The 25,486-nt window shown below is 61.4% G+C and carries 27 protein-coding genes; 11 read left to right on the top strand and 16 right to left on the bottom strand.

Going from position 1 to position 25,486, the window contains the following annotated elements; genetic code table 11:
* Positions 1-58: 58 nt before the first annotated feature.
* The 5 genes from AC5E6N_RS01415 to AC5E6N_RS01395 all read right to left on the bottom strand — a co-directional run bounded on the left by AC5E6N_RS01415 (position 59) and on the right by AC5E6N_RS01395 (position 4,181).
* A complete protein-coding gene (locus AC5E6N_RS01415) occupies positions 59-913 on the bottom strand; it encodes a carbohydrate ABC transporter permease (protein WP_491746122.1) in 855 nt (284 codons plus the stop codon).
* Positions 903-1,841, bottom strand: coding sequence for a carbohydrate ABC transporter permease (locus tag AC5E6N_RS01410; protein ID WP_491746121.1), 939 nt, complete (start codon positions 1,839-1,841; stop codon positions 903-905). The genes AC5E6N_RS01415 and AC5E6N_RS01410 overlap by 11 nt, the downstream gene beginning before the upstream one ends.
* Before the next feature lie 70 nt (positions 1,842-1,911).
* Entirely contained in the window at positions 1,912-2,076 is a 165-nt protein-coding gene (locus AC5E6N_RS01405) for a hypothetical protein (RefSeq protein WP_491746120.1), read from the bottom strand.
* Complete coding sequence (locus AC5E6N_RS01400) at positions 2,063-3,142, bottom strand: ABC transporter substrate-binding protein (protein ID WP_491746119.1); 1,080 nt, start codon at positions 3,140-3,142, stop codon at positions 2,063-2,065. The genes AC5E6N_RS01405 and AC5E6N_RS01400 overlap by 14 nt, the downstream gene beginning before the upstream one ends.
* Before the next feature lie 115 nt (positions 3,143-3,257).
* On the bottom strand, positions 3,258-4,181 hold the full coding sequence (locus AC5E6N_RS01395) for an alpha-L-fucosidase (protein WP_491746118.1): 924 nt from the start codon (positions 4,179-4,181) through the stop codon (positions 3,258-3,260).
* A gap of 227 nt (positions 4,182-4,408) precedes the next feature.
* Here AC5E6N_RS01395 and AC5E6N_RS01390 point away from each other — a divergent pair, with 227 nt between their 5' ends.
* The gene (locus AC5E6N_RS01390; protein WP_491746117.1) at positions 4,409-5,416 is read left to right on the top strand and encodes a LacI family DNA-binding transcriptional regulator; all 1,008 of its coding nucleotides are present in this window, start codon (positions 4,409-4,411) and stop codon (positions 5,414-5,416) included.
* A gap of 100 nt (positions 5,417-5,516) precedes the next feature.
* Here AC5E6N_RS01390 and AC5E6N_RS01385 read toward each other — a convergent pair whose 3' ends face one another.
* On the bottom strand, positions 5,517-6,308 hold the full coding sequence (locus AC5E6N_RS01385) for an IclR family transcriptional regulator (RefSeq protein ID WP_491746116.1): 792 nt from the start codon (positions 6,306-6,308) through the stop codon (positions 5,517-5,519).
* Between the two features lie 45 nt (positions 6,309-6,353).
* Entirely contained in the window at positions 6,354-6,743 is a 390-nt protein-coding gene (locus AC5E6N_RS01380; protein WP_491746115.1) for a RidA family protein, read from the bottom strand.
* 305 nt (positions 6,744-7,048) lie between these two features.
* Between AC5E6N_RS01380 and AC5E6N_RS01375 the strand changes: the two genes are divergently transcribed.
* Positions 7,049-7,948 carry a 2-dehydro-3-deoxygalactonokinase gene (locus tag AC5E6N_RS01375; RefSeq protein WP_491746147.1) on the top strand — a complete coding sequence of 300 codons (900 nt, stop codon included), beginning with the start codon at positions 7,049-7,051 and terminating at the stop codon, positions 7,946-7,948.
* A gap of 42 nt (positions 7,949-7,990) precedes the next feature.
* Here AC5E6N_RS01375 and AC5E6N_RS01370 read toward each other — a convergent pair whose 3' ends face one another.
* Genes AC5E6N_RS01370 through AC5E6N_RS01355 form a run of 4 tightly spaced genes read right to left on the bottom strand, consistent with a single transcriptional unit; the run spans position 7,991 to position 11,286 of the window.
* Positions 7,991-9,094, bottom strand: a complete 1,104-nt coding sequence (locus tag AC5E6N_RS01370; protein WP_491746114.1) for an ABC transporter ATP-binding protein — start codon at positions 9,092-9,094, stop codon at positions 7,991-7,993.
* Between the two features lie 34 nt (positions 9,095-9,128).
* Entirely contained in the window at positions 9,129-9,491 is a 363-nt protein-coding gene (locus AC5E6N_RS01365; protein ID WP_491746113.1) for a RidA family protein, read from the bottom strand.
* Between the two features lie 8 nt (positions 9,492-9,499).
* Positions 9,500-10,219 (bottom strand): creatininase family protein, encoded by a 720-nt coding sequence (locus tag AC5E6N_RS01360; protein ID WP_491746112.1) that lies wholly within the window; start codon positions 10,217-10,219, stop codon positions 9,500-9,502.
* A gap of 53 nt (positions 10,220-10,272) precedes the next feature.
* Positions 10,273-11,286 carry a sugar-binding transcriptional regulator gene (locus tag AC5E6N_RS01355; protein WP_491746111.1) on the bottom strand — a complete coding sequence of 338 codons (1,014 nt, stop codon included), beginning with the start codon at positions 11,284-11,286 and terminating at the stop codon, positions 10,273-10,275.
* 133 nt (positions 11,287-11,419) lie between these two features.
* On the opposite strand from AC5E6N_RS01355, the gene AC5E6N_RS01350 reads away from it, so the two are divergent.
* The 6 genes from AC5E6N_RS01350 to xylB all read left to right on the top strand — a co-directional run bounded on the left by AC5E6N_RS01350 (position 11,420) and on the right by xylB (position 17,497).
* The gene (locus tag AC5E6N_RS01350; protein ID WP_491746110.1) at positions 11,420-12,790 is read left to right on the top strand and encodes an ABC transporter substrate-binding protein; all 1,371 of its coding nucleotides are present in this window, start codon (positions 11,420-11,422) and stop codon (positions 12,788-12,790) included.
* Between the two features lie 64 nt (positions 12,791-12,854).
* Complete coding sequence (locus AC5E6N_RS01345; protein ID WP_491746109.1) at positions 12,855-13,718, top strand: carbohydrate ABC transporter permease; 864 nt, start codon at positions 12,855-12,857, stop codon at positions 13,716-13,718.
* On the top strand, positions 13,715-14,545 hold the full coding sequence (locus tag AC5E6N_RS01340) for a carbohydrate ABC transporter permease (protein WP_491746108.1): 831 nt from the start codon (positions 13,715-13,717) through the stop codon (positions 14,543-14,545). The genes AC5E6N_RS01345 and AC5E6N_RS01340 overlap by 4 nt, the downstream gene beginning before the upstream one ends.
* Positions 14,542-15,279: an SDR family oxidoreductase gene (locus tag AC5E6N_RS01335; RefSeq protein WP_491746107.1), complete on the top strand. Its 738-nt coding sequence runs from the start codon at positions 14,542-14,544 to the stop codon at positions 15,277-15,279. The genes AC5E6N_RS01340 and AC5E6N_RS01335 overlap by 4 nt, the downstream gene beginning before the upstream one ends.
* Positions 15,276-16,037, top strand: coding sequence for a creatininase family protein (locus AC5E6N_RS01330; RefSeq protein ID WP_491746106.1), 762 nt, complete (start codon positions 15,276-15,278; stop codon positions 16,035-16,037). Before AC5E6N_RS01335 ends, AC5E6N_RS01330 begins: the two co-directional genes overlap by 4 nt.
* On the top strand, positions 16,034-17,497 hold the full coding sequence (gene xylB / locus AC5E6N_RS01325; protein ID WP_491746105.1) for a xylulokinase: 1,464 nt from the start codon (positions 16,034-16,036) through the stop codon (positions 17,495-17,497). Before AC5E6N_RS01330 ends, xylB begins: the two co-directional genes overlap by 4 nt.
* Before the next feature lie 125 nt (positions 17,498-17,622).
* Here the strand turns inward: xylB and AC5E6N_RS01320 are convergent, their stop codons facing one another.
* Positions 17,623-17,808, bottom strand: coding sequence for a hypothetical protein (locus AC5E6N_RS01320; protein ID WP_491746104.1), 186 nt, complete (start codon positions 17,806-17,808; stop codon positions 17,623-17,625).
* Positions 17,809-18,006: 198 nt separating this feature from the next.
* Here AC5E6N_RS01320 and dctP point away from each other — a divergent pair, with 198 nt between their 5' ends.
* Genes dctP through AC5E6N_RS01305 form a run of 3 tightly spaced genes read left to right on the top strand, consistent with a single transcriptional unit; the run spans position 18,007 to position 20,967 of the window.
* A complete protein-coding gene (gene dctP, locus AC5E6N_RS01315; RefSeq protein ID WP_491746103.1) occupies positions 18,007-19,065 on the top strand; it encodes a TRAP transporter substrate-binding protein DctP in 1,059 nt (352 codons plus the stop codon).
* A 57-nt stretch (positions 19,066-19,122) separates the two neighbouring features.
* Positions 19,123-19,617 carry a TRAP transporter small permease gene (locus AC5E6N_RS01310; protein ID WP_491746102.1) on the top strand — a complete coding sequence of 165 codons (495 nt, stop codon included), beginning with the start codon at positions 19,123-19,125 and terminating at the stop codon, positions 19,615-19,617.
* A gap of 12 nt (positions 19,618-19,629) precedes the next feature.
* Entirely contained in the window at positions 19,630-20,967 is a 1,338-nt protein-coding gene (locus tag AC5E6N_RS01305; RefSeq protein WP_491746101.1) for a TRAP transporter large permease, read from the top strand.
* Positions 20,968-20,974: 7 nt separating this feature from the next.
* On the opposite strand, the gene AC5E6N_RS01300 is transcribed toward AC5E6N_RS01305, so the two are convergent.
* From AC5E6N_RS01300 to AC5E6N_RS01285, 4 genes are read right to left on the bottom strand one after another with little or no spacing between them, the layout of a single operon-like run.
* Positions 20,975-22,459: an aldehyde dehydrogenase family protein gene (locus AC5E6N_RS01300; protein ID WP_491746100.1), complete on the bottom strand. Its 1,485-nt coding sequence runs from the start codon at positions 22,457-22,459 to the stop codon at positions 20,975-20,977.
* Complete coding sequence (locus tag AC5E6N_RS01295; protein ID WP_491746099.1) at positions 22,456-23,520, bottom strand: alcohol dehydrogenase; 1,065 nt, start codon at positions 23,518-23,520, stop codon at positions 22,456-22,458. The genes AC5E6N_RS01300 and AC5E6N_RS01295 overlap by 4 nt, the downstream gene beginning before the upstream one ends.
* A gap of 23 nt (positions 23,521-23,543) precedes the next feature.
* Positions 23,544-24,416: a MaoC family dehydratase gene (locus AC5E6N_RS01290; RefSeq protein ID WP_491746098.1), complete on the bottom strand. Its 873-nt coding sequence runs from the start codon at positions 24,414-24,416 to the stop codon at positions 23,544-23,546.
* Positions 24,416-25,351 (bottom strand): SDR family NAD(P)-dependent oxidoreductase, encoded by a 936-nt coding sequence (locus tag AC5E6N_RS01285; protein WP_491746097.1) that lies wholly within the window; start codon positions 25,349-25,351, stop codon positions 24,416-24,418. Before AC5E6N_RS01285 ends, AC5E6N_RS01290 begins: the two co-directional genes overlap by 1 nt.
* Between the last annotated feature and the right edge of the window lie 135 nt (positions 25,352-25,486).

The raw sequence follows: 25,486 nt of genomic DNA, 5'->3' as shown, positions 1-25,486 counted from the left end.
GGATTGCAGAAACTCAAGGTGGCGCTCAACGCACCCGAGCGTATTCATGGGGCCGTGCTCATCGCCCGCCAAAGCCTGACGTGATGGCCATTCCCTTGAAGATGAAGCGTTGCAGCAGGATGGTCAGCACGAGGCCGGGAACCATGGATATGGCCGCGCCTGCCATCAGGTAATTCCACTCATCGCCCTGCTGTGCCTGGAAAAGAGTGAGCCCGAGCGGGATGGTGGCGAGGTTGGGATCGTTCACCGCTACCAGCGGCCACAGGAACGAATTCCATTGCGTGGTGAAAGTAAACAGAGCAAGCAGTCCGAGTGCCGGCAGCGACAGTGGCACAAAGATGCTGACCAGGATTCGCAGCCGCGACGCGCCGTCGATCACCGCCGCATCCTCCAGTTCCCTCGGTATGGTCAAGAAGAACTGGCGCATCATGAATGTCCCGAAGGACGAAAACGCCATCGGCAGGATCAGCCCCTGGAACGTGTCGATCCAGCCGAGCCAGGTCATCATCAGGAACAGCGGAATCACGACCACGGCCTGCGGCACCATCAAGGTGGCGAGATAGATCAGAAAAAGACCGCTGCTGCCGGGAAACCGCATCCGTGCAAACGCATATCCGGCAAGACTTGAAACAACGAGCGTGATGACGGTGATCGCCCCGGCGACAAATGCGCTGTTGAGGAAAAATCGCCCGAAAGGAAGATAGAGCCAGGCAGCGACGAAATTCTCCCATTGCGGTTCGCTGGGCAGCATCTGCGGCGGCACCGTGAAGATCTCGTTTGCCGGACGGATCGCGTTCGATACCATCCAGAAAAACGGAAACAGGAACAGCGCCGCGACAAACACCATGCCCGCATGGGACACAATGCCGGTGATGATGCCGAACGGCTTTCTGGCAGGCGCCTCACTGGTCATAGTGGACCCACCTGTGCTGGAGACGCAGTTGCACGGCCGTCAGCGCCATGATCATGGCGAACAGGATCCACGCCATCGAAGAGGCATATCCCATTCGATAGACACCGAAACCGGTGGTGTAGATATGGAAGCCCAGTGTCGCCGTGGCCGAGCCTGGCCCGCCATTGGTCAACGCGAATACCTGGTCGAACACCTGCAGGCTGGTGATCGCGGTCATCACGGTGCCGAAAAACAATGTCGGCGAGATCAGCGGCAGCTTGACTTTCCAGAAGCGCTGCCAGGCATTGGCGCCGTCGATTTCAGCGGCTTCCAGATAGTGTTTCGGAATTGATTCCAGCGCTGCGCCAAACAGCATGAGATTGTAGCCCACATGTCCCCAGATCGAGAGGATAATGATCGTCTGCATGGCATATTCGGGCTGTACGATCAGGTTGCCGATCGGCAAGCCGATTGCCCCGAACACCCAGTCCAGAACGCCGCCCGGCGTGAAGATCAGGAGCCACACGACCGAAGCGCCGATCAAAGGAGTGAAGGTGGGCAGAAAGAAGATCAGACGGAACAGGCCTTTGCCCCATCTCAGATTGCTGATCCAGACCGCCAGACCGAGCGCGATCACCAGGTTGAGGACGAGATATTCGACCGTGAAGAACACGGTATTCCACAGCACCGTCCAGAAGATCGGATCGATGGTGAACACGCGGACGAAATTGGACAAGCCGACGAACTTTGCTTCGCCGATCAGTGTCCAGTCGGTGAAAGACAGAGCCAGGGATGCAAAGAGCGGGAAAACAAGGAATATGAACAACCCGAGCGCGCTGGGCAGCAGGAACCAGAACGCGACGGAAAGATCACCGAAACGGTCCTTGCCGATGCGCGTGCGGCTCCGCTGAACCGGCGCGCCCACGTCGGTTTCGTCTTTTGCGGCCATGCCCTCTCTCTTTCAACAGGTGGAAAAGGATTGAAAAGCGGGGCCCGGTAAGAGCCCCGCCACGGTCACGTCATTGCGTTGCCAGCACCTGAATGGTTTCCAGCACCTCACCGGGTTCTTGCGAACCGGAGAAAGCCAATGGCGCATACTGTTCAAAAAGCCGCTGGACGGTGTTCCATTCCGGCGTTGTCACGAACGCCAGAGCCGTGTCCGAGGCCGCTTCAAGCGCAGCCACACCGCCTTCGACATCCTTGGCGGCGGCCTCCAGCCAATGCTTCTGCTGCGCGGTGCGGGCAGCCAGACCGCGGCCCGCATTGATATTCCTGGGCCTGCGGCCCGCTCAGAATCTGCACCGCCTTCCAGGCCGCTTCCTTGTTCTCGCTGGTGGCTGCGATGCCGAAGCCCGAACCGGTGCTGAGCGTGATGGAACCGGCACTGCGGACCGGCATTGGCGCCATGCCGACTTCGAAGCCGGCCTTAGCCCGCAGATTGAGCATCTCCCAAGGGCCGGTGACGAAGGTCGCGACCTCACCGGAAATGAACTTCTCGCGCGCTATGTTGTTGGTGGAGGTGCCGCTAGGCGCCGGCGGCAGGAGCGGCGCGACCTTGTGCTCCGTGACCAGCTTCACATAGTCGGCGAAGGCCGCCTTCAGATCGTCATTGGTCAGGTCCAGATTGCCGTCGGCATCGAGATAGGTGGCTCCCATGGAGGCGGCATGGGCCAGGAACTGGGAGATCACCGGCGTGCTTGCGCCGAATTTGCCGTCTCCGGTCAGCGCCTTGGCGGCGTCCAGGAATTCCGCCTCGGTCCAGCCAGGCTTTGGCAAAGGCAGGCCGGCCTCTTCGAACCGGTCCTTGTTGTAGTACATCACCCATGGACCGACATCGTAAGCCAGGGCCAGGACCTTGCCGTCCTTGCTGAGACCGTCAACCATAGAGGGAACGAAGGCGTCGATGTCGAAATTGTCCCGCGCGATCAGTTCGTCGAGCGGCATCATGAGGCCGGCAAAGCCGGGCGTACGCAGCGCCTGAAGGCTGACAATGTCCGGCAGATTGCCGGATGCCGCCAACGCCGGCAGCTTTGTCCAGTAGTTCGGCCAGGAAGCCGTCTGAAACTCGATCGTGATGTCGGGATGCTTTTCAGTGACCATGCCGGCGACATGCTTCCACGCCTCCGCCTCTTCGTCGGTACTCGTCCACATGAACCAGGTCAGATTGACCGGCTCGGCCCGTGCCGGCTGCATGGCCAAGGCGGCTGCGGCCAGTACCGCCGAGGCGGCAAGCGTTGCGAATTTTCTCATAGCGTTTCCTCCCTGTTTGCTCTGTTCGCCGCGGCGCGCGTGACCCGCCGCGTAGGCTGTCTCCTTAGGTCCAAGCACGCCGAGCCGGCACTGTAGTCCGGCTCAATGCAGCCGCTTATTCCTTCAGGAAAATCTCAATCACCGGCACGGTGACCGGCGGCCGCCGCACGGGCAGCATGAACGTCAGCATGTCGTCGCTGACGGCAAGGCGGGTGTTGGAGTGCGGCGCACCCGGGCCGGGCTTGAGCCAGCTCACTTCGCTTCCGTCATGCAGGAACTGCGCATAGTCGACCTTGCCGGCGATCGCGTCGAAATGCAGATGCCGGAACGGCCAGTTGAAAATGTGCAGATAAAGACGGTTGCCGTTCTGCGTCAGGCGACAATCGGGCGGCGCGGTGTATTGCGACTGCGTGCAGCCATGGATACTGCGCGCATGCACCGCCATCCAGTCCGCATAGCTGAAGTCGAACCACATAATGTCGATCTTGCCGAACCAGGTGAGCAACTCGCGCACCTGCTCGCGCATATATTCGGCATAGCGGCGCCCGTCGCGGGCCTGGTTCAGGGCCGCCGCGTCCGGATGGTTGCGCTGGGGATGGCGCGGATCGACCGTGAAATCGGGATGATGCCAGTCGAGCAGCGAATAATAGAAGCCGACACGCAGACCCTCGGCCCGGAACGCCTCGACGAAGGGTCCTAGCAGATCATTGCCATAGGGCGTGTTGGTGACCTTGTAGTCGGTTGCCTTTGTATCCCAAAGGCAGAACCCTTCATGGTGCTTGGTGGTCAGAACCACATATTTCATGCCCGCCGCGCGAGCACACTTCGCCCATGCGACAGGATCGTAGAGATCGGGATCGAAATTATCGAAATAGGGCTGATAGTCGTCGTCGGTCAGTTCTTCGAAGTTTTTGATCCACTCGTGACGCGCCGGAAGGGCGTAGAGGCCAAAATGAATGAACAGGCCAAAGCGATCATTGACGAACCACGCTTTCCTGCTCTCCGGCAGCGCCAACGATTGCAAATCAGATGCGTCCATTCACTCCTCCAACCTCCAGATCGACACGCCCAAAATCGCCGCATGGGGCACCAGGCAAGCGGTTTCGTAAAAATCGAAACGTTTTGATAATATGGAGATTTAATCAGCTTGTAAACGCTAAAGTGACCAAGGTTTCGGTGGAAATGTCTTAAAATCATCGAATTTTGTGGCGATTTTGCTAAAAATACCTATAATGTTGTTATCTAAAACGTTTTGAAGAAGCTGCCTTGACCACCATAAAAGACGTTGCCCGGGTCGCAAACGTGTCGATCGCGACCGTTTCGGCGACATTCAACAACAGCGCCGTGGTCCGCGAAGAGACGCGGCAACGCGTACACGCCGCCGCGGTGCAAGTCGGCTATACGCCCAATTCGATCGCGCGCAGTCTTCGCCTTGCCCGCACAAACCTGATCGGCGTGGTGGTGCAAAGCATCTCCAACCCCTATTGCGCCGCCGTGGTCCGCAGGATCGAAAAGGCGGCGGCAAATGCGGGCTATTCAATCATCATCTGCAATGCGGAGGACGAAGCCCGCAGCATGGAGGTGCTGGCCCAATTGCGAAGGCAACGTGTGGACGGCATCATCATGATGCCGGGCAGCAGTTCTGCTCGCTTTGTTGATCTGCTCGGCAAGCCGGACCTGCCGCCACTGGTTACCGTCGATCAGAAACTGCCGGGCCTTGAACGTGACTTTATCGGCATCGACAACCGCGCCGCCGCGCGTATGCTGGCCGACTATCTGCTCAGACTTGGCCATCGGCGCATTGCCTTTATCACTGGCGAGGCAGGGCTATGGACGGCGGAGGAGCGCCTGGCCGGCGCCAAGCAGGCCATCGAAGATGCCGGCCTGGAGGTCGATCCGTCCTTGTTTGTCCGGACGGTCTTTCATTTGCATGCGGGCAATGCGGTCGCCGCGGATTTGCTGAACCGTATCGATCGTCCAACGGCGATCATCGCCGGCAACAACGTCCTGGCCCTTGGAACGCTCAGAGCCGCTATCGACCTCGGATTTCGTTGTCCGGAGGACATATCGATAGCGGGAATAGACGACGTGCCCTGGGGGGATCTGGTCAAGCCGCGTATCACCACGGTCGTCCAACCTATCAAGGAAATTGGAAATCTGGCCATTGAGTGGCTGCTCGAGCGCCTCTCCGATGGAGGTGCTGAAACACAGCCGCGCGAGCAGATTTTCATGCCCAATTTTGTCGCCGGCGAATCCTGCGCCGACATCCGCTAAACCGCATGGGACGGGCGATGATGTTATTTTCGGGGTGCCCGTGTCGAAACGGCTCTTCAAACGACAAAACATCCGGGAGTGGATTCCGGCATTTCCGGTTCTATTCGGCGGCTATATCGGTCCGCATTTCCGGTGCAGTTGCCAGTTCTTCCGACAATAGTCTGCCTGCCTCCACGAGGACCGATCTGTATTCGTCATGGTGCCGGGAGGCGTCTGCCCTTGGCGCGATTATACAGAGCGTGCATTCACACACGTCCCCCTGCCCATAAACCGGCGCCGCAAAACAATGGGTGAAGTTGTCGGCGACGCTGTGGAGGTCAAAGAACCCGGCTTCCCGTGCCTCGTGTACACTGTTCAAGAAATATCTTCTGCGGATTTTCGAGCCATCGGGCAGTGCAAAATCGGGAGCGGGGATGAAATCCAGTATCTCCCGATCACTCAAATGCGCCAGCAGCAAACGACCCGAAGCCGTCCACGGGATCGGCGTTCGCTCGCCGATATCGGCGCTGATGCGAAATGGCCTGGTTCCCTCATTCATCATCGCGACATAGAACTTGTTGCCATCAAGCCTGCATAGCTGAGACGTTTCGTGCGTCTTGTCCGTAATCCACTTCAGTATAGGCCGCGCAAGGCTATCGAGGTTTTTCCTCTTGTTGTAATTGATGCTCCAGTAATTGATTTTGGAGCCGAAAAACAACCTGCCTTCGACGTCGACCCTTTCCAGGACATTCGCGGAAACCAGCACGCCGACGAGTTCGTAGATGGAGGACTTCGGCGCCTGCATTCCCTCGCATATCTCAATCGGCCTTTGCGGCTTGCCGGCCTCGCACAGGTAGTCAAGGATAGCGAAAGCCCGCTCGAGTCCCCGGGCCTTGGTTTTCGGCTTCGCCATTTCTGCTTGCCAACTCCGAAGCAGTTCTTTGTATCGCTTGCGGCGTCAACTTACCTTGCGATATGCGACGCAGTCCACCTCAACCTTGCAATCAACCACCAGCGCCGACTGTACGCAGGCCCGGGCAGGCGGGTTATCTCCGAAATATTCCGAGAATACTTTGTTGAAGCTCCAGAAATCCCGGGGGTCATCCAGCCAGACCCCGATCCGCATGATGTCGGCGGTGGTGTAGCCTGCCTCTTCGACAATCGCGATCATATTGCGAATCGCCTGATGTGCCTGGGGCACGATGCCGCCGTCGATGATCTCGCCATCCACCATCGGTGTCTGGCCCGAGACGTATAGCCATCCGTCCGCTTCCGTCGCCTTGGCGAATGGCAGAGCTTGTTGTCCTGATCCTTTGGAATCATTGATCCCGTGCCTTTTGATAGTCATGTGCGTTCACCTCGATCAGAATTCCAATATACTGGAATAAATACCAGTATTGCGGAATATGAACTGACACTGTATGTCTGTGATGTCAACACGAATATGCGGCGGCGCGATGGACCGTCGGTGGAGTTGAAGCGAGCAGGCGGAGAGGGGATGAGACCCGGGTCAACAAAAGTAGATACCCCGCATGTTCCTGCAGACATGGTTGACGATGTCGCTGCAGACATGGTTGACGATGTCGCTGTGATGCGCGGCCGGCGGATCGTCTGTGCGCAGCTGGCAAAGGCACGGGGGAAAGCGCGTTGAACGTGTTGGGCGTCGGTATTGATTGGGGCACATCCAATGTGCGTGCATGGGCGCTTGGCGATGCCGGCGCGACCCTTGGCGAGACGCGCCGAGCGGCATCTCTTTCGCGTCTGAAAACCGGTGACTTCGAGCCCATCATCGCTGAGCTGATCGAGGAACTCGGCCAGCCCGGCGATGTACCCGTGGTCGCCTGCGGAATGATCGGGGCAAAAGGTGGCTGGATCGAAGCTCCCTACCTGCACACGCCCATTTTGCCGGAGGAATTCTTTCATTCGCTCGTTCCTGCTCCCCGCAGCAGAACTTGGCTTGTTCCGGGGCTGACGTCGTCCGACGGGCGCCCGGAAGTTATGCGTGGCGAGGAAACACAGCTATTGGGCGCACTCGCTGCGGATCGCCGGGATTATTCGGGAGCCATATGCCTGCCCGGAACGCATTCCAAATGGGTCATGGCAGTTGGTGGCAAGATTCTGAAATTTCGAACATTCGTAACCGGCGAGCTGTTTGAACTGGCGGCCGGAAAGAGTGTATTTGGCGCGTTCGCACAAAAGCAGCCGTTTGACGAAGCCGCATTTCAACTCGGATTGCGCGATTCGAAAGAGAGGGAAATTTCCAGCTATCTTTTCCAGGCCAGAACAAAGGTTCTTGCAGATAAGATGACCAGCGGCGAAGCCTATTGGTATCTTTCGGGATTGATTTTGGGTGAAGAACTGCATTGCACCACGGAAAGTCAGGCTGAACCTCTTCTGATCGCCGACAGCGAACTCAAGCGACTTTATCATGCCGGCATGAAGACGATTGGAGCCGAGCCAACCATTCTTTCCTCCGTTGAAGCAACCAAGCGCGGACTGTTTGGTATGTTACAAATAGTGTCCGTTTCTGCTATGGGGCCTATTTCCAGATAGGTCAGATTGAGCCCAGGTTTCCGCAGCTTCCTCCTTCCGGGGCTAGCCGGCCATCCTTTCCACACGCTCACCGCGATCGTCAAACAGGTGGCAGGCCGGTGCCCTCACGGTCAACTTGACCGTGTCGCCGGTGGTGAGCGGTGTCGTGCCCTCGGCCTTGAAGCGCAGAGCCTCGGGAAGGCCGTCGACCTTGGCATAGATCAGCGCTTCGGCACCCAGATGTTCAACGACATCAACGGTCGCATCGATCGCGTCGGCATGATGATCGTCTCCGGCGTCGTGCAGATCGACGTCTTCGGGGCGCACGCCGAGGGTGACCGAAGCGCCGGATTTGACCGCGTGTGCGGGCAATTCGATGGTCTTGCTTTCGCCAAGCGCGATGCGCGTCACGCTTTCGTTGCCGGCGATCACCTGCGCATTCATCAGGTTGATGCGCGGCGCGCCGATGAACTCGGCCACGAACCGGGAGGCCGGACGTGTATAAAGTTCCATCGGCGCGCCGACCTGCATGATGCGCCCTTCATGCAGAACAACGATCTGGTCGGCCATGGTCATCGCCTCCATCTGGTCGTGGGTGACATAGATCATCGTGTTGCCGATCGACTGGTGCAGACGCGTGAGTTCGACGCGCATTTCGCCGCGCAGCGCAGCGTCGAGATTGGACAGTGGTTCATCGAACAGGAACACGTCCGGTTTGCGCAAGAGTGCCCGGCCGATGGCAACGCGCTGGCGCTGACCGCCGGAAAGCTGACCCGGGCGGCGGTCGAGCAGTTCATCGAGCTGCAGCAGCCTGGCGACGTCCGCGGCACGCCGTCGCCGCTCCGCCTTTGACACACCCTTCAGCCGAAGACTGAAGGATATGTTCTCCCAGACGGTCATATGCGGATAGAGAGCATAGGACTGAAACACCATCGCCGCGGCCCGATCGGGTGCGGGCACATCGTTCATGCGCCGGCCGCCGAAACGGATGTCGCCGCCATTGACCGATTCCAGTCCCGCAATGACGCGCAGAAGGGTCGACTTGCCGCAGCCGGACGGGCCGACCAGCGCGACAAAGGCGCGATCGGCCACCTCAAGCGAGATATCCTTCAGCACCTTATGCGTGCCGAAGCTCTTGTCGATGTGTTCGAGCGTCACGTTCACCATGGTGATATCGTTGTTCCCTGATTTCCGCGCGAGCTCACTTCACGGCCACGATCTGGATTTCCACCAGATCGGATGCTTCGGCAAGACGGGCTTCCACGCAGGCCCGGGCGGGCGCGGCCCCCTCCGGCACCCAGGCGTCCCAGATGGGATTGAAGACATGGCGGTTGCGGATGTCCGACAGCCAGATCATGGCCGAGACGATCCTGGTGCGATCCGACCCGGCCTCGGCCAGCATGGCGTCGAGCTTCTCGAGGATGTCGCGGGTCTGGCCTTCCAGATCGAGGGTGCGGTCGGAGGCAATCTGGCCGGCGAAATGCAGCATGGTCGCGCCGGCCGGCACTTCGACGATCTGGCTCATGCGCTTGGCTGTCCGGTAGCGCTTCAACGTTTCGGGCATGGTTCTGGTCACTCCGCTTGTTGTGCCGTTGGCTGGAGGCCGTCGGCCTGCATGATCTGCCTGACCTTGGCCGACAGGACCTCGACCACCTTGTCGCGATTGGCGCGACCGAGATCGAGGTCCGCCTTGGTCGGCTCGCCGTTGATGCCGCCGGATTCGGGGTGGATCGCGAACCGCGAGCGCAGCTTGTACCAGGGCTTGTCGATCCTGAAGTCGGCGGCACGCTCGGGATGGTAGACCGCACCGGTGACGGCGGCGACCTCGGTCTCGCCCTTGTCGGCATGATGGATGCCGGCGATGCCGGCCTCGGTCCACCAGTTCCAGCAGGCAAGCCGTGCGTCCGGATATGTCTCCCAGATCGTCCAGAATGCAGCTTCGCAGGGCGCTTTGTTGGCGCCGTGGCCGCTGACGAAGATCAGGCGCTCGAACCCGTGGCGGCAGAACATCTGGCCGAGTTCCGTGATGACGGCGGTGAAGGTCGCGATCGTCAGGCCGATCGTTCCGGGATATTCGCGCATTTCATCGGCAAAGCCGTAGGGCAGGCCGGGTGCCAGGACCGCCCCGGTCCGCTCGGCGATGGCCCGGGAAAAAAACTCGGCCGTGTCGATGTCGACGCTCAGGGAAAGATGCGGCCCGTGTGCCTCGATCAGGCCAATCGGGATCAATACCGGCAGCCGGCGATCCAGCGCGTCCACCTCGTGGTTGGTCAATCGCTTCCATTCGATCATTGTTTTCAATCTCCGCCTGCACTTTTGTGCGCTCTTTGCATCATTTGTTTGATTTAGGCGGCGCCCGCCGCCGTATCGCCCGATCGTGTGAGCACAGCGCTCATCGTTGCTTCGTCGGTCACCAACACATGAACCAGGCCGGTGCGCAGGGCGCCAGTGACCACGTCCACCTTGCCGGGCCCGCCCGAAGCCATCACCAGCGTTTTCATGGCAGCAAGATCCGCGAGTCCGGGGCCGACCAACTGCCGGTTGACCGGGTGATCGACCGCGACGCCGTCAATGTCGATGAAGGTGCCGAGGAAATCGCCGACGGCGCCGGCGGCGACCAGGTCGTCGGCGGTCACGCCCTTGGGCAGGGCATGCCGGATCAGCAGCGACGCATCGCTCATGTCGCCGGCGGCAAAGCAGGCGACATCGGTCCGAAGGATCAGGTCGAGCACCGATGCATAGAATTGCTGGCCGGTAAGCACATAGCGCGCCTCTGGCGTGTCCGTGTAGATCGGCGCGGTCATGTAATAGCGTTCGGCGCTCAGCAATCGCCCGATTTTTCCAATGATATCAATGGCATTTTCTTCCGAAGACCGTGGCAGCGCACCCAGGAGCGTGACGATGCTGCACTCGGGCCGGGGCACGGGTCGCATGTAGCGCAGCATCTCCCGCATGGTCTGTCCCCAACCGAAACCGAAGATGTTCAGCTCCGGATCGGCGATTTGCGCGGACATGTAACGGGCCAGTCCGGCGCCGATCATGACATGGGTGCCGTCCGGCATCAGCGGACTCGGCACGACAACCGCATCGCGCACACCGAAGGTCTCCATCGCGCGGCGTTCCAATTCGACGCACGAAGCCATCGGCGTTGTCACCTCGACCCGCACCAGGCCGCTCGCGCGTGCCTCGGCCAGCATCCGGTTGACCCGGAAACGCGACAACCCCAGCGCATCGGCGATCGTCGCCTGGGTCTGCTCCTCGATAAAGTAGAGCCACGCGGCGCGCAGCAGCAGCGCCTGCTCCCGATCCGCGATTCCCGTGTGGGTCAGCGTATCAGCGGTGGCGGAAACGGGTGGCATGTTTAACCTCATGGCGGCGATTTGCAAATTTTGTTGATAGAGAATTACAAATGTGCTAGTCGAAAGTCAATCGCATTTGACCGGTGCGTTGGCGCGCATCGAAAAATTGCAAAAACAACTCATGGAACGGGAGGTGATTTTGAAAAAAACAGCCAGACTTTTGACCGCCGCGGCCGTCGCGTTGACGCTGCCTGTCGCCGCGCAGGCCGAGACCGAAATCAACATCGTGGCATTCGCGCCGGGGTTTGCCTGGGCCGACATGTTCGGGCCGTCGGGCACCGACAAGACCGACAAGCTGCGCGCGTTCGAGGAAGCCAACGACATCACCATCAACATCGAGTTCGCCGATGAGGAAACCGCCCGGCAGAAAGTGCTGCTCGATCTGGTCAACGAGACCGGCAACTACGATCTGGTGATGCTGGGCTCGGACGGAGCCGTGCAGACCTTTTCCTATGCCGGCTATCTGGAGCCGCTGGACGATCTTCTTTCCACGGCGACCGAGTATTTCGATCCGGGAGCGGTTTATCCGCAGTTTTTGGACGCCAACCGCGTTGACGGCAAGCTCTGGGCGCTGCCCTATTATTCGTTCGGTGCGGGCGTGATCTACCGCAAGGATATTTTCGAGCGTTACGGTATCGATACGTTTCCGGCTACGACCGCGGAGCTTGAGCAGGCGCTTGAAACCATCAAGGTGGGCCTCGAGGCCGACGGCATTACCGACGTCTACCCGCTGACCATGCGCGGCGCACCGGGCGAGGAGCCCAGTCTTGATCTCAACGGTTTTGTCTATGCCTATGCGGGTTATCCAGCCTGGTTCGAAGGCGGTGCGACCACGCCCGAGCAAATCCGCGAGGCCAAGGCGCGGCCGATTTTCACCGGTGACTTCCGCGACGGGTTCGAGACCTTCGTGAACTGGTCGCGTGACTTCGGTCCCGATGGCATCGCCACCCATACATGGGTTGACATGATGAACCTTTACGGTGCCGGTCAGGCGGTCGTTCTGATGCCGTCGGCGATTAACGGGTTTGCGGCGCTTGGCGGTACCGAGAACGAGGATGTCTCCAAGCATACCGCGTTTGCGCCGTCCCCCATCGGCCCCTCCGGCAAGCCGGTGCAGAGCTTCTGGACGTTTTCGGTCGGCGTCAGCGCCTTCTCTGACAACAAGGAAGAGGCTTTCAAGACGCTTGCGTTCCTGACCGGGGAACAGGCCATGCAGGGCTTTGCGGAATCGATCGGCTGGCCCTATTCGACATTTCCTTCGATTACCCGCGGCGAGGTTCTGACATCGAAATGGCCGAAAGAGATGCTCGACCAGATCGAAGCCAGCTACGAACAGGCCAATCCGCAGTATTTTCCGTACATTCCGGAACTGAATGCCTTCATGGAGCGTATCGGCACGGCCGCGTCGGAAGCAATCTCCGGCACCAAGACGACCGACGAGGCGCTCGCCGAACTTCAGACCTGGGCCGAGGGCCGCCTGGAACAGGGCGGATATTACAAGTAACATCGAAAAACACCGGCGCCGGCGACAATAGCCGGCGCCCACCTGCTGACCATACGAGTGTCACATGACGATCGACTGGCGTTTCTGGTTTGTTGTGCCGATGGTTGTGGCACTCGCGACAGTTGTCCTTTTCCCCACCGTCTATCTGTTCTGGATGAGCACCCAGCATTGGCTGGTGACCGATCCGGATCGCTACTTTACCGGTGTGGGCAATTTTGCCCGGCTGTTCGAGGGCGCCGATTTCTGGCAGGCGCTGCGGGTCACCGGGGCCTATCTGGCGCTCTCGACCGTGCTGATGCTGGGGCTTGGCATGGGGCTGGCGCTGACCTTCGCCCGCGCCGGCCGCGGCTGGATGCGGGCAATCGTGGTCATGCCGTTTGTGATCCCGCCGGTGGTGGCCGGCTTTACGTGGCGGTTCCTTCTCAATGGCGAAATCGGCTTCCTGGGCGCCTATCTACTGCCCATGGCGGGCCTTGACCTCAATCCGCTGGCCGAACCGCGCGTGGCGCTCTTTTCGGTCGTCATTGCCGATGTGTGGAGTCGCACGCCCTTTATGTTTTTGATCTTTCTGGCGGCTCTGCAATCGATTCCGCGCGACTATTACGAGGCGGCGCGCATGGACGGCGCCAATCCGTTTCACGAGTTCTTTTTCATCACATTGCCGCTGATGAAAGGTGCGCTGTTCGTGGCGATCCTGTTTCGTCTGGTGGATGCGATCAATACATTCGAGCTCATCTATGTCATGACCCGCGGCGGGCCGGGCAGGGCGACCCAGATCCTGTCGATCTTCGGCTGGCGCACGGCGTTTCAGGAACTTGACTTCGGCCGTGCCGCAGCGCTTGGCGTGGTCATGCTCGTCATTTGCCTGATCGGCGCGCTGCTCATGTTCAGGCGTTTCGTCAAAGGCGATGCGGAGGCGCGAACATGAGTGCACCGCGCCGCCATGAGAGGCTTTTGACGGTCATACGCTGGACGTTTCTGACGGCATCGATCGTCTTTGTGGTCTTTCCGCTCATATGGCTTGCCCTGGCCTCGTTGAAGACGCGTGCGGCCGCGCTTGAGGTGCCGCCCGCCTTCATCTTCACACCCAATTTCGCAGCCTACGAAAAGATCGTGGCCAGCGGGCTGGTGGACGCTTTCTTCAACTCCTTCTCGATCGCGCTGACGAATGTGATCCTGTCGCTGGCGATCGGTGTTCCGGCCGCCTACGCGCTGGCGCGGATGCGCGGTCCGATTCAGGAGAATTTGAGCTTCTGGGTGCTCTCGATCCGGCTGGCGCCGCTGTTTGCGGTCATTCTGCCGCTCTACGTCCTGTTCCAGAAAATCGGCCTGCTCGATACGCGTCTTGCCGTTGCGCTGGCCCATCTGACGCTCACATTGCCGCTTTCGGTCTGGCTGCTGATGACTTATTTTCGCGCCATGCCGGTGGATCTCGACGAAGCGGCCATGCTCGATGGCGCAAAACCGTGGCAGACGCTCTATATGGTGGTCGTTCCAATCGCCCGGCCGATGATCGCCTCGGTCGCGGTCATTGTTTTCATTTTTTCATGGAACGAGTTTCTGCTGGCTTTCTTCCTGACATCACGCGATGCACAGACCGTGCCGGTGGTCGTGGCCGGTCTGGCCGGCACGATGACCTTTGACTGGCCCCTGATTGCGGCCATCTCGCTTTGCTCGATGGTGCCCGCCCTGATCTTTATCGGTTTCGCCCAGCGCCATATTGTAGAAGGCCTTGCAAGCGGGGCGGTCAAATGACGTTGGATCACGGACATGCCGTTATCACCGGAACGGCCGGCGGCATCGGCGCGGCGCTGGCCTCCGATCTTGTCGATCTTGGATGGCAGGTTACGGGTATCGACCGCACACCCGCGCCGGCCGCGCTGGTGCAGATGGCCAATTACACGGCCGTCGAAGCGGACATTACCGACGAAGCGGCGATGGAGGCCGCATTCGCGGCCGCTGCCGACCGCGAGCCGATCCGCGCGGTCATCGCCAACGCCGCGGTGACCGATCGCGATCATCATCACGTTGTCGACATGCCCTGCGACGTCTGGCGCAACGTGCTGCGGGTCAATGTCGACGGTGCGTTCCTGACAGCGCGATGCGCCGCGCGCCGCATGCGCGAGGGCGGCGGCAATATCATATTCGTCACATCCTCGCTCGCCCGGCTTGCCGACGCCCGGGCGGGCGATGCGCCCTATTGCACGTCCAAAGCCGCCGTCGAGATGCTGACGCGTGTCCTGGCGATCGAACTGGCGCCCGGCGGCATCAACGTCAACACGCTTTTCCCGTCGGTGATGATCGATACCGGTTTCTTCGCGCACTGGCCTGAAACCGAGCGCGCCGGACTGGCGCCGGCAACGCTGCTCAACGGGACGGCGCGGTTTCTCGCAACGCTGCCGGCCGGGGCGGCAACGGGCCGGTCGCTCGATCAACAGCGCTGGGACGAGGATGCGGCCTACCGGGCGCGTTGGGAGGATCTGGCATGAGCCACTGGATCGATGCACGGCGCGCGACCGTCGATGAGATCGCGGCCTATGCCGGCGACCACCCCCTGGCGATCCTGCCGGTGGGCTCCTTCGAGCAGCACGGACCGCATCTGCCGCTCGACACCGACAACCTGATCGCGGAGGCCATGGCGATCGAGACCGCCAAGCGCAGCGTCGGCATGGTGCTTCCCGTTCTCAATGTCGGCTATGCCTGGGTGTGGCGTGACAAACCCGGAACGCTCACCTTCCGCTTCGATACCTATATGGCGATGATCCGCGATATTGCCGAGAGCCTTGCAGGCTGGAACGTCAAGGCGCTGTTCGTGCTGTCCGCGCATGGCTCCAATCCGCAGCCGGTCAAACACGCCATTCGTGAACTGATCCATGAAAAGTACGATATCGCGGTTCTGAACAGTCTTTATGCCGGTTTGGGCGACATGCTTGCGCAATGCGATTCCGAACCGTGGCACAATGATATTCACGCCGAAGAAATCGAGACGGCCCTGATGCTGGCGATCGCGCCGGAGCTGGTGCGAATGGACCGTGCGGCTGCCGATTATCCTGCGGTGCCGGACGATTACGGGAAATCGGAGGCTTCGATGGGCCACCTGATGCGCTCGGGCGTGTTCGGCGATCCGACGCCGGCGACGGCCGAGAAGGGGCGGCGCTGGCTTGAAATCGGTGGCCGCAAGTCGGCTGAGCTGTGGCTCGGCTATCTTGCACGCAAGGGTCTTTACAGTTCCAAGGACCGTCCGTGACCGTGCTGGCGCATCTGGGCATCGACCTTGGCACATCGGCGGTCAAGGTTGTCATCCTGGGCGATGACGGCCTGGCCGCTGGCCGCGCCAGCCGGCCTTATCCGACCCATGCACCCCGCCCGGGATGGGCGGAGCAGACACCGGCGGACTGGTGGCAGGCGGTTTGCGCGGCAACGCGTGAGGCCATCGCCCGCGCCGGCGCCGAGATCGCATCGGTCGGACTGTCCGGCCAGCTCAACGGCTTTGTCCTGCTTGACGAGCAGATGCGGCCGCTTGCCGATGCCATCATATGGCTCGATGTCCGCGCCGGGGCGGAAGCGTCACAACTGGCGCAGAAGGCGGACTTCCCGGTGCTGACCGGCAATGCGCTGAGCGCCATCTGCGTGTTGCCGAAGCTTGCCTGGCTGCGCGCCAATCGCCCTGAACTGCTGCAGCGGACGGCCCGGATCGCCCTTGTCAAGGACTATATCCTCCTGCGGTTGACCGGTTCACTGGCGACCGACCCGTCCGATGCCCAGTCGACGGCGATGACCGGGAGCGGAGGGACAGGCTGGTCGGCGCAGCTTGTCGGTCTGGCAGGTGTCGATCCGGCGCTTTTGCCCCCGATCAGGCCTTCGGCCGCCGTGGCTGGAACGGTGACGGCGCAAGCGGCAGCGCAAACCGGTATAGCAGCGGGCATACCCGTTGCCACGGGGGCGGGCGATGTCGCTGCGCTCGCGGTCGGCTGCGGCGTTGTCACCGGCGCGCGCACGGCAATCACGCTGGGGACGGCAGGCCATGTTGTCGCCGAGGCGGCATCGGTGCGGCCCGGATCGGACGGCGGGCTTTGGCATATCCCGCACGCGATCGCCGATCGGCATTTGTTGCTGGGTCTGATCATGAGCGGCGGGCTCAGCCTTTCCTGGTTCCGGTCGATCCTTGGCCACGATGCGCCGCCGGACTTTGCCAGGCTCGAAGAGCTCGCGGCCGCAATTGCCTGCGGCGCCGAGGGCGTGACTTTCCTTCCGTTTCTCGAGGGGGCGGCGACGCCCTATAACCGTCCCGATGCCCGTGGCGCGTTTCTTGGCCTGTCGTCGGCACACGGCACGGGCCATCTGGTGCGGGCGATCATGGAAGGCGTTGCCTTCAATGCGCGCCAATGCATCGAGGCGTTGCGGACGGTCGGGGCCGTCAGCGACGACATACATATCGCAGAGGGCGGAGCGCAATCGCCGCTCTGGTGTCAGATCATCGCCGATGTCCTTGACCGCCCGGTCCACCTGATCGCCGAGCGTGACACATCGGCGGCCGGTGCTGCAATGCTCGGCCAGGCGAGCGCTTCCGGTCAACCCGTCGAGGCGATCGCGCGAAAGGCCGTGACAATCGAGCGCGTTTTCGTGCCCGATCCGTCAGCGGTGGACGTGTTGGGTGAGGCGTACGAGCGCTATTGCGACGCCTGCGTCCATATAATTGCCCGCTGAAACGGACTTGCTCCTGCGGTGTTCTCACATTCGCGCCAGGACAGCGCCTCCTACATGGAGAACACCGTAACGGCGTTTTTTGCCTCAAACCCTGTTCGAGAAGCCGTGACAGATCGACCGAACGATCAGGGATCGGGTCTGCGCGTGCCCTCGCGCATCACATCTCCAAACCTGCTGAGCGACATGAACAGATTGTTGCGCATCAAAAGGCCGAGCCCCATCGGATCATCGTTTCCGATCACCCGAATAAGGTCGTCAATATCGACGGAAACCGCCTCGATGATCGGCTCCCACTCCATTTCCGGCAGCATGATCAGCCACTTTGGCAGGTCGGCGCCGACAACACTGTCGCGGCCGAGATGAAAAACGCCTGCTCGATCACAAGCATGAACCGGAAGCCGGCGGTCGCAGCGCAGTTATGAAGCTAGATTGCTAGCGATTAATTCGTATGATATCTATAACTATACGAAGCATTCACTTTTTTCAGTGAGCCACTCTGGGAGGAAAAATTGAAACGCATTCTCATAACGGCGGCCATCGCCGCGACCGTCTCGGCACTGGCGCTTGGCGCACAAGCCCAGACCCTGCTTATCTCAAACGATCCGGGTCCGAACCGGGGCGTTCGCGCAGAGGCCGTGAACCATCTGAGCACGCTCATCGCGGAGCAGTCCGGCGGATCGCTCGGCGTCGAAAACAACTGGGGCGGTGCGCTGTTCAGCACGACGGCAGCGCTCGATTCCTTAAGCAACGGCGTCGCTGATATGGGCCTCATCGTCGGACCATACGTACAGTCGGAGATGCCCGAACTGGCACTCGGCGGCGTGCCCATGATCAAAGCCAGCCCCTGGGTGATGATGAGTGCGATGCACGAGCTCTTCACCACAAACGAGACGATCATGGCGCGCCTCGAAGAGCGCAATCTCGTCTACATCAACTTCTATGCCCTGCCGACCGCACTTCTGGGCTGCAATGCCGGTCAGGTCTCCTCGGTCGGGGACGTGGACGGCGTCAAGATCAGCCGCACGAACTCGATGAGCGACCTCTTCGAGCCGCTCGGTGGCAACATGGTGAATATGCCGATCTATGAAGTCTATCAGAGCATGCAGACCGGTCTGATCGATTGCACGGTGACCTACGGCTATTTTGCATCTGCAACAAAGCTCGATGAACTGCTCGACTCGATCATGCCGATTGAGCTCTCTTCGAGCGTCGTGCTCGCCACGGTCATGAACAAGGACATCTTTGAGAGCCTTTCAGACGAGGATCAGGCGGCTGTCCTGGCTGCGGGTGCAGCGATGCCGGACTATTACGGCGAGCATCTGGGCAACGCGGAAGCGGTCGCGATCAAAGCGATGACGACAGGCGACGGCGCCTTGTCGATCAAGTCCTTCAGCGAGGCCGATTACGTTGCCCTCAGGGATTCTGCGAAACCGATTGTCGAAGAATGGCTTGCCGACGCCGAAGCGACGGGCCTCGATGGCGATGCGATCATGGCGGAGATGATTTCGCTGATCGAGCGCTGGAACGAGATCGAAGCCACGCAAGGCCTGCCCTGGGAGCGCAACTAAACGCGACGCTTCCGCGGCGCTCATCGGGCGCCGCGGGGCTCGACAAGGGGTCACGGGATGTTCAGACGCATTGAGTTTGTCCTTGAGACTTTGGGCGCGTTGGCCATCATCATGCTCTGCCTGCTCATCGTCGCCAATGTCGTGTTCCGTGAGGCCTTCGGCTTCGGGGCGCCCGACGGCATAATCCTGGTGCGGGAGTTGATGGTGTTCGCGATCCTCTTCCCCCTGTCGGCGGTCACCTCGCAACGCGCCCATGTCGCGATCGAGGTCATCGCGAAATTCTTTCCGTCCGCGCTCAACCGCTGGATCAGTGTCTTTGCAGCCCTGGTCGCGCTCATTATCGTGTCGGCCCTGCTTTTGGGCGGCTGGCTGCAATTTGCCAAGGCTTTCGTGAGCGGTTCGCACCATGGCGGCGACCTTTTCATCCCGAAATGGATCAGCCGGGGCGCCTACACGCTGGCCTTCGTCTTCGTCTTCCTGCGTCTGCTCCAGATCCTCTGGGTAGACCTTCGGGCCGCGTTGACGGGACGGCCCGCACCCCAGACCTTGTAGCGCAGGCAACGGATGGACATCTCTTTCATCGGCTACATCGCCTGCGTAACCGTCATCCTGCTTCTGGCGATCCGTGTGCCCATTGCCTGGGCCATCGGCGGGGTGGCGGTCGTAGCGCTGTTTTTCGTCTTCGCCTTGCGGTCAGGCACCTTTATGCCGGATCGGGCCTTGACTCAGACCGTATCGGTCGCCTTTTCCAGCAGTTTCGGCCTGATCCATTCGTACAATCTGTCGATGATCCCGCTGTTCATCGCGCTGGGGCATGTGGCCTACAAGGCCGATATCACCACCGATATCTATGATGCCGCGCGGATCTGGCTGGCGCGGATGCCCGGTGGGCTGGCGATCGCCTCCGTCGCGGGCTGTGGCGGTTTTTCGGCCATCTCGGGCTCGTCGATCGCCTGTGCCTCCACCATGGGCAAAATCTGCACGCCCGAGATGCTGCGCCTGAAATACGACCCGAGACTGGCGACCGCGAGCGTTGCCGCCGGCGGCACACTGGGCGCACTGATCCCGCCATCGATCCTGTTCATCGTCTACGCGATCTTCACCGAAAGCTCGATCGGACAGCTGTTTCTGGCAGGCGTCCTGCCGGGGCTCCTTTCGCTCCTGGGTTATGCGCTGGTCGTCTACATATGGGTCCGGCGCTCGCCCGACGTCGCGCCTCTGACCGACGAGACGTATTCGCGCCGGGAGAGATACCGCGCGCTCTTGCGGTCCTGGCCCGCCACCCTCCTTTTCCTGATCGTCATCGGCGGGATCTACGGCGGCATTTTCACGGCGACCGAAGCGGCGGCCCTGGCGCTCATGTGCGCAGTCATCCTCGGGATCGCCCGCGGCAAACTCAAACTGCGTGACATCGTCCCTTTGACGCGCGAGGTCACGGTCACCACGACAGCCATCTTCATCATTGCCGCCTGCGCCAAGATCTTCGTCGCGCTGATCGCGCTGACGGGGATCTCCAACGATCTGGTCACGGCCCTCGGCGAGAGCAACATCGGCCCCTGGGGCTTCATCGCGATGATCTGCCTGCTCTATATCGTCCTCGGCATGTTCCTCGATCCGATCGGGATCATGGTGCTCACGCTGCCCCTGATCATTCCGATGGTCGACAGCTTCGGTTTCAACCTGATCTGGTTCGGCGTGATCGTCGTGAAGCTTCTGGAGATCGGTCTGATCACACCGCCGGTGGGACTGAATGTGTTCGTGCTGGCCGCCGCTATCGACGGGAAGGTGCAGATCGGACAAATCTTCGCGGGGCTCTGGCGGTTTCTGATCAGCGATATCTTCGTCCTGACGCTTCTGATCTTCGTGCCGGCCATCTCGCTGATCCTGCCGATGTCGATGTGAGTGGAATTCAGCCCGCTGCGCCGATCTGTACCCAGACCGATTTCGACTTCAGGTACTTCTCATAGCCGGCGCGGCCCAGATCCTTGCCAAGGCCCGATTTCTTGAAACCGCCGAAGGGGCTCGACATGTCGGCCCCGCGACCCCAGTGATTGATCCAGACCGTGCCCGCGTCGATCTTCCGGGCGGCGACCAGCGCGCGGTCGAGCGATGATGTATGGACCGAGGCCGCGAGCCCATAGTCCGGGTGGTCGGCCTTGGCGATACCCTCCTCGAAATCGTCGAACGTATCGACGGCCAGGACAGGGCCGAAGATCTCTTGCCGGAAGGCCGTATTGGCGGCGTCGACCCGGTCGAGAATCGTGGGTGCGTAGGCATGCAGTTTGTGGTCCATGTCCATGGCCGTGCCGCCCAGCAGGCAGTCCGCGCCATCCGTTTGCGCGGCATCCACGATCCCTGCGATCCGCTCCATCTGCGCCCCGTTTATGATGGGCGGAAGTGTGACACCATCGCTCCAGGTCGGCCCCGGCGTGAGCGCCTGCATCCGCGTCATGACCTTTTCCAGGAGTGCGTCCTTGATGCCCGACTGCACAACCAGCCGCGCGCCCGCGAAGCAGACCTGTCCGCTGTTATAGGCCACGCCTCGGGTAATCAGTTCCGCGACCTTGTCGACATCCGGGGCATCGGCAAAGACAAGTTGCGCGCCCTTGCCGCCAAGCTCCAGGCTCACCGGTTTCAGACCGTTGGCGGCCGCATCGGCCATGATCGCTGCGCCGGTCGCACTGGAGCCGGTGAACGTGACATAGCCCACATCAGCATTCGCGACGAGCGCGCGACCCACCTGTGCGCCTCCGGGCAGAATGTTGAAGACCCCGGCCGGCAGGCCCGCGCGCATCCCCAGTTCCGCCAGTTTCAAAGCCGAAAAGGGCGTGAGTTCGGACGGCTTCAGAATCACAGTATTGCCCGCCGCCAGGGCCGGCGCGAACTTCCAGGATGCAAGGATCATCGGGAAATTCCAGGGCGCAATGGCCGCGACAACGCCATAGGGCTCGGTCGTCACGAGCGAGAGTTCGTCCGCGTCCGTCGCCGTCACGGCGCTTTCATGGGTCACCGCATAGCTTGCGAATGTGCGCAAGGCCGATGCGACCACACGCACGTCACGGGCCAGTGCATCGCTGTAGGGGCGCGATGAGGCGATCGCCTCCAGCGCGGCGAGGTGCTCCACCTCCGCCTCGATCAGTTCGGCCCAGGCGGTCAGGACCTGGGCTCGGGCGGCTGCGCCACGGTCCGCCCAGCCGGAGGTGCGCACCGCGTCGGCCGCGTGGCGGGCAACCTGGTCCACATCCTCCGCGGTGGCCGTCGGATATGCCAGGCTCAAAGTGTGATCCGACGGGCAGATAAGTTCAAAAGCCGGACCGGATGCCGGCTGCAACCGCCCTTCGGCAAAGAGCCCTTTGGGCAGTTCCATCGCGTCGGGATCGAATGTGAACGTCATGTTCCGCGTTCCTCATTGACCAGAACCGTGCGCCCGGCGATCGCGCCCCGCGACAGGGCATCCAGTACATCTCCCGCTTCAGACATCGCACGGGTTTCCACCGGTATCCGCGGCGCGCCGTGGCGGCGCACATGATCCACGTACTCTTCCATTTCCCGCAGACCGCCGACATAGGACCCCATGACCGTGAGGGCGCGCACCGGCAGGAGCGGCAAGGGATAATGGAACTCTCCGCCAAAGAGCCCGATGACAACCAGCGTGCCGCCCTTGTCCAGGGCGTTGACCGCAAGCGAGGCGGTCTCTTCCGACCCGACAAAATCCAGCGCGGCCAGGATCGGGCGGTCGCCCGCAAGCGCCCTTACGTCGGCTGTGGCCGGGTCGGCGGCATCGCTGGCCCCCAGGCGCAAAGCCAGCGCTCGTTTCTCGGCGCTGGTGTCAAGCACGATCTGCCGGCTCCACCCCATCGATCGCGCGAGCCCGATGGCCGTCTGCCCGAGCCCGCCCGCGCCGATGATCAGGAGCGCGCTGTCCCTCGAGGTCGCGTCGATCTTCTTGAGAGCCCCGAAGCAAGTCAGGCCCGAACACCCGAAGAGCGCGGCCGTCGCCGCATCGATATCCCCGATCTCAAAGAGGTATTTGGGATGCGGTACGGTGACATGGCTCGCATATCCCCCGGGCGCGAAGATCCCGAGGAAGCGGCCCGCGGCACACAAATGATCCTGTTGCGCCGCACAGCGAAAGCACTCCCCGCAACCGACCCAGGGGTATACCGCAACCGGACCGTCGGGGCAGGTATCGACCTCGGGCCCGCGCGCCAGGACGCGTCCAACGATTTCGTGCCCGAGGACCAGCGGCGGTTTCACACCACGATCCTCAAAGCGAAGTTCCTGCCCCCCGCCGATGTCGTAGCCGCCGTGATGGACATGCAGGTCGGTGTGGCAGACCCCGCAATGGGAGACCTCGACGACCACCTCGGTGCCCACCGGATCAGGCAAATGCCGCGCGGTGGCCCTGATCGCACCGCCGAACGTGGCGGCTTCGTATCGTGTTGTCTCTATCAACGGCTGCTCCCTGACTTCATGATTCAGCCGATCTCTGCCCGGCCATTGTCGAAGGCAACCACATCGCGGTCGGCGACCGTGGCGCGGAACGAGACGACATCACCGTCCCGCCACAGCTCCAGCCGAAGCGTTTCACCCGGATAGACCGGTTTCGAAAACCGCAGCTTGAGGGCTCGAAGCCGATCGGGTGCATAGTCACAGAAGCCGGCCAGAATTTCGCGCGCGGCGACCCCGAAAGAACAAAGCCCATGCAGGATCGGTCGCTCGAAGCTCGCCATCCGGGCAAGGTCCGGGTCGACATGCAGCGGATTGGGATCGCCGGACAGCCGGTAGATCAGCGCCGAGCGCGGATCCGTCCGGGTCTCGATCGTCGCATCCGCGGCGCGCGCGGGCAGGGGATGCGGCCTGGGTTGGGGTCCCGCGTCACCGCCGCAGCCGCCGTTTCCGCGCGCCAGGTTTACCACGCGCACCGTGGCCAGCGGGCCGGCGTCGTCGCGCACCACCCGCTCAAGATAGATCAGCGCGCCCCTGTCTGCGCCCTTGTCGATGATCCGCGTGACTTGCGTGGTCGCCGAGACCGTTGCCGCGGTCGGAAGAGGGCGGTGAAGGATCACCTCCTGTTCGGCGTGAAGAAAACGCCGCCAATCGACGCCCGATAGCGGATCCCGGGCCCAAAACCCCGGGCTTGCCAGCACCGCCGCCATGGACGGCGCCACCTTGAGCGCCGGCTCTTCAAAGACAAACGGCAACTCGGCCTTGTCCAGAGGGTTCTCGCCGAATCCCACACCCAAGGCGTACAGAACGCAGTCCTTCTCCGTGTAACTCTGGGTGACCTGCGGAAAAGGATAGTTTTCCAGCGTCTTGCGAAACCCCACCGACCGGTCCTGCACATTCATCAGACCGGCTCCCACCCGAAGACATCGTTTGAGCACTCAAGCGGGGTCAGCGCGCCTTCCATCGCCGGAAAGGCAGTCTCGAGGATCGTCTCCGGCGACCAGCCTTCCGGATTGGCAAGGGAGCGTACCGGCCGCGGCTGGCTCATCAGGTGGATCTCGTTGCTGCGGCAGACGAAGATCTGGCCCGTGATATGCTGTGCATCCTCGGCGGCCAGCGCCACGACCAGGTTGGCGATCTTCGACGGCGCCATGCGCTTGAAGCGCTCGACACGTGCTTTTTCCTCCTCGGTGTCGGTCGGGATCACGCCGATCAACCGGCTCCAGGCCTGCGGGCCTATCACGTTGGAGGTCACGTTGAACCGGGCCATATCCAGCGCAATCGCCCGCGACAGCCCGACGATGCCAAGCTTGGCGGCGATGTAATTGGCCTGACCGAAATTGCCGATCAGTCCGGAATTCGAGGTCATATGAATCATGCGCCCCGATTTCTGCTTGCGAAAGACCGGCGCCGCCGCGCGGGCGAGATTGAAAGAGCCTTTGAGGTGCACGGCCGTGACCGCATCCCAATCCTCCTCCGTCATCTTGTGGAAGATGACATCGCGCAGGATTCCGGCATTGTTGACGACGATGTCGAGGCGCCCGAAGCGTTCAATCGCCTGCGTGACCATGGCTTCGGCATTGGCGAACTCGGTGATGCTGGTTGTGTTCGACATCGCTGCGCCGCCCGCCGCCTCGATCTCGTCCACAACGCCCGAAGCCGGGCCCGTATCGTTGCCGCCCCCGGCAGCGCCTCCGCCCAGATCGTTGACCATCACGCAGGCGCCGTGCCGCGCCAGCAACAAAGCGATGTCACGCCCGATTCCACGCCCGGCCCCGGTCACGATGGCGACCTTGCCGTCCAGGAGCTTATGATTTGGTGGTGTGGAACCGTCCATATCTGGACCTCTAAACTGGTGGCTCGGGTGGCTTCGGAATGCGGGGCAAAAAATAATACACTTGCAAATAAATAGCAAGCGAATTAAATGCCTTGAAAGCAAGCCGAAATGGCGCCAATGGCGGGCCTTTCGGCG

This window comes from Hoeflea sp. (assembly GCF_984452065.1).
This window is presented reverse-complemented; position numbering and strand designations above follow the sequence as displayed.

Excerpts from the sequence above, each read along its gene's own strand:
- AC5E6N_RS01415 (WP_491746122.1), bottom strand. The coding sequence starts at position 913 with ATGACCAGTGAGGCGCCTGCCAGAAAGCCGTTCGGCATCATCACCGGC.
- AC5E6N_RS01410 (WP_491746121.1), bottom strand. The coding sequence starts at position 1,841 with ATGGCCGCAAAAGACGAAACCGACGTGGGCGCGCCGGTTCAGCGGAGC.
- AC5E6N_RS01400 (WP_491746119.1), bottom strand. The coding sequence starts at position 3,142 with ATGAGAAAATTCGCAACGCTTGCCGCCTCGGCGGTACTGGCCGCAGCC.
- AC5E6N_RS01395 (WP_491746118.1), bottom strand. The coding sequence starts at position 4,181 with ATGGACGCATCTGATTTGCAATCGTTGGCGCTGCCGGAGAGCAGGAAA.
- AC5E6N_RS01385 (WP_491746116.1), bottom strand. The coding sequence starts at position 6,308 with ATGGCGAAGCCGAAAACCAAGGCCCGGGGACTCGAGCGGGCTTTCGCT.
- AC5E6N_RS01380 (WP_491746115.1), bottom strand. The coding sequence starts at position 6,743 with ATGACTATCAAAAGGCACGGGATCAATGATTCCAAAGGATCAGGACAA.
- AC5E6N_RS01370 (WP_491746114.1), bottom strand. The coding sequence starts at position 9,094 with ATGGTGAACGTGACGCTCGAACACATCGACAAGAGCTTCGGCACGCAT.
- AC5E6N_RS01365 (WP_491746113.1), bottom strand. The coding sequence starts at position 9,491 with ATGCCCGAAACGTTGAAGCGCTACCGGACAGCCAAGCGCATGAGCCAG.
- AC5E6N_RS01360 (WP_491746112.1), bottom strand. The coding sequence starts at position 10,219 with ATGATCGAATGGAAGCGATTGACCAACCACGAGGTGGACGCGCTGGAT.
- AC5E6N_RS01355 (WP_491746111.1), bottom strand. The coding sequence starts at position 11,286 with ATGCCACCCGTTTCCGCCACCGCTGATACGCTGACCCACACGGGAATC.
- AC5E6N_RS01345 (WP_491746109.1), top strand. The coding sequence starts at position 12,855 with ATGACGATCGACTGGCGTTTCTGGTTTGTTGTGCCGATGGTTGTGGCA.
- AC5E6N_RS01340 (WP_491746108.1), top strand. The coding sequence starts at position 13,715 with ATGAGTGCACCGCGCCGCCATGAGAGGCTTTTGACGGTCATACGCTGG.
- AC5E6N_RS01335 (WP_491746107.1), top strand. The coding sequence starts at position 14,542 with ATGACGTTGGATCACGGACATGCCGTTATCACCGGAACGGCCGGCGGC.
- AC5E6N_RS01330 (WP_491746106.1), top strand. The coding sequence starts at position 15,276 with ATGAGCCACTGGATCGATGCACGGCGCGCGACCGTCGATGAGATCGCG.
- AC5E6N_RS01320 (WP_491746104.1), bottom strand. The coding sequence starts at position 17,808 with ATGCTGCCGGAAATGGAGTGGGAGCCGATCATCGAGGCGGTTTCCGTC.
- AC5E6N_RS01310 (WP_491746102.1), top strand. The coding sequence starts at position 19,123 with ATGTTCAGACGCATTGAGTTTGTCCTTGAGACTTTGGGCGCGTTGGCC.
- AC5E6N_RS01305 (WP_491746101.1), top strand. The coding sequence starts at position 19,630 with ATGGACATCTCTTTCATCGGCTACATCGCCTGCGTAACCGTCATCCTG.
- AC5E6N_RS01300 (WP_491746100.1), bottom strand. The coding sequence starts at position 22,459 with ATGACGTTCACATTCGATCCCGACGCGATGGAACTGCCCAAAGGGCTC.
- AC5E6N_RS01290 (WP_491746098.1), bottom strand. The coding sequence starts at position 24,416 with ATGAATGTGCAGGACCGGTCGGTGGGGTTTCGCAAGACGCTGGAAAAC.
- AC5E6N_RS01285 (WP_491746097.1), bottom strand. The coding sequence starts at position 25,351 with ATGGACGGTTCCACACCACCAAATCATAAGCTCCTGGACGGCAAGGTC.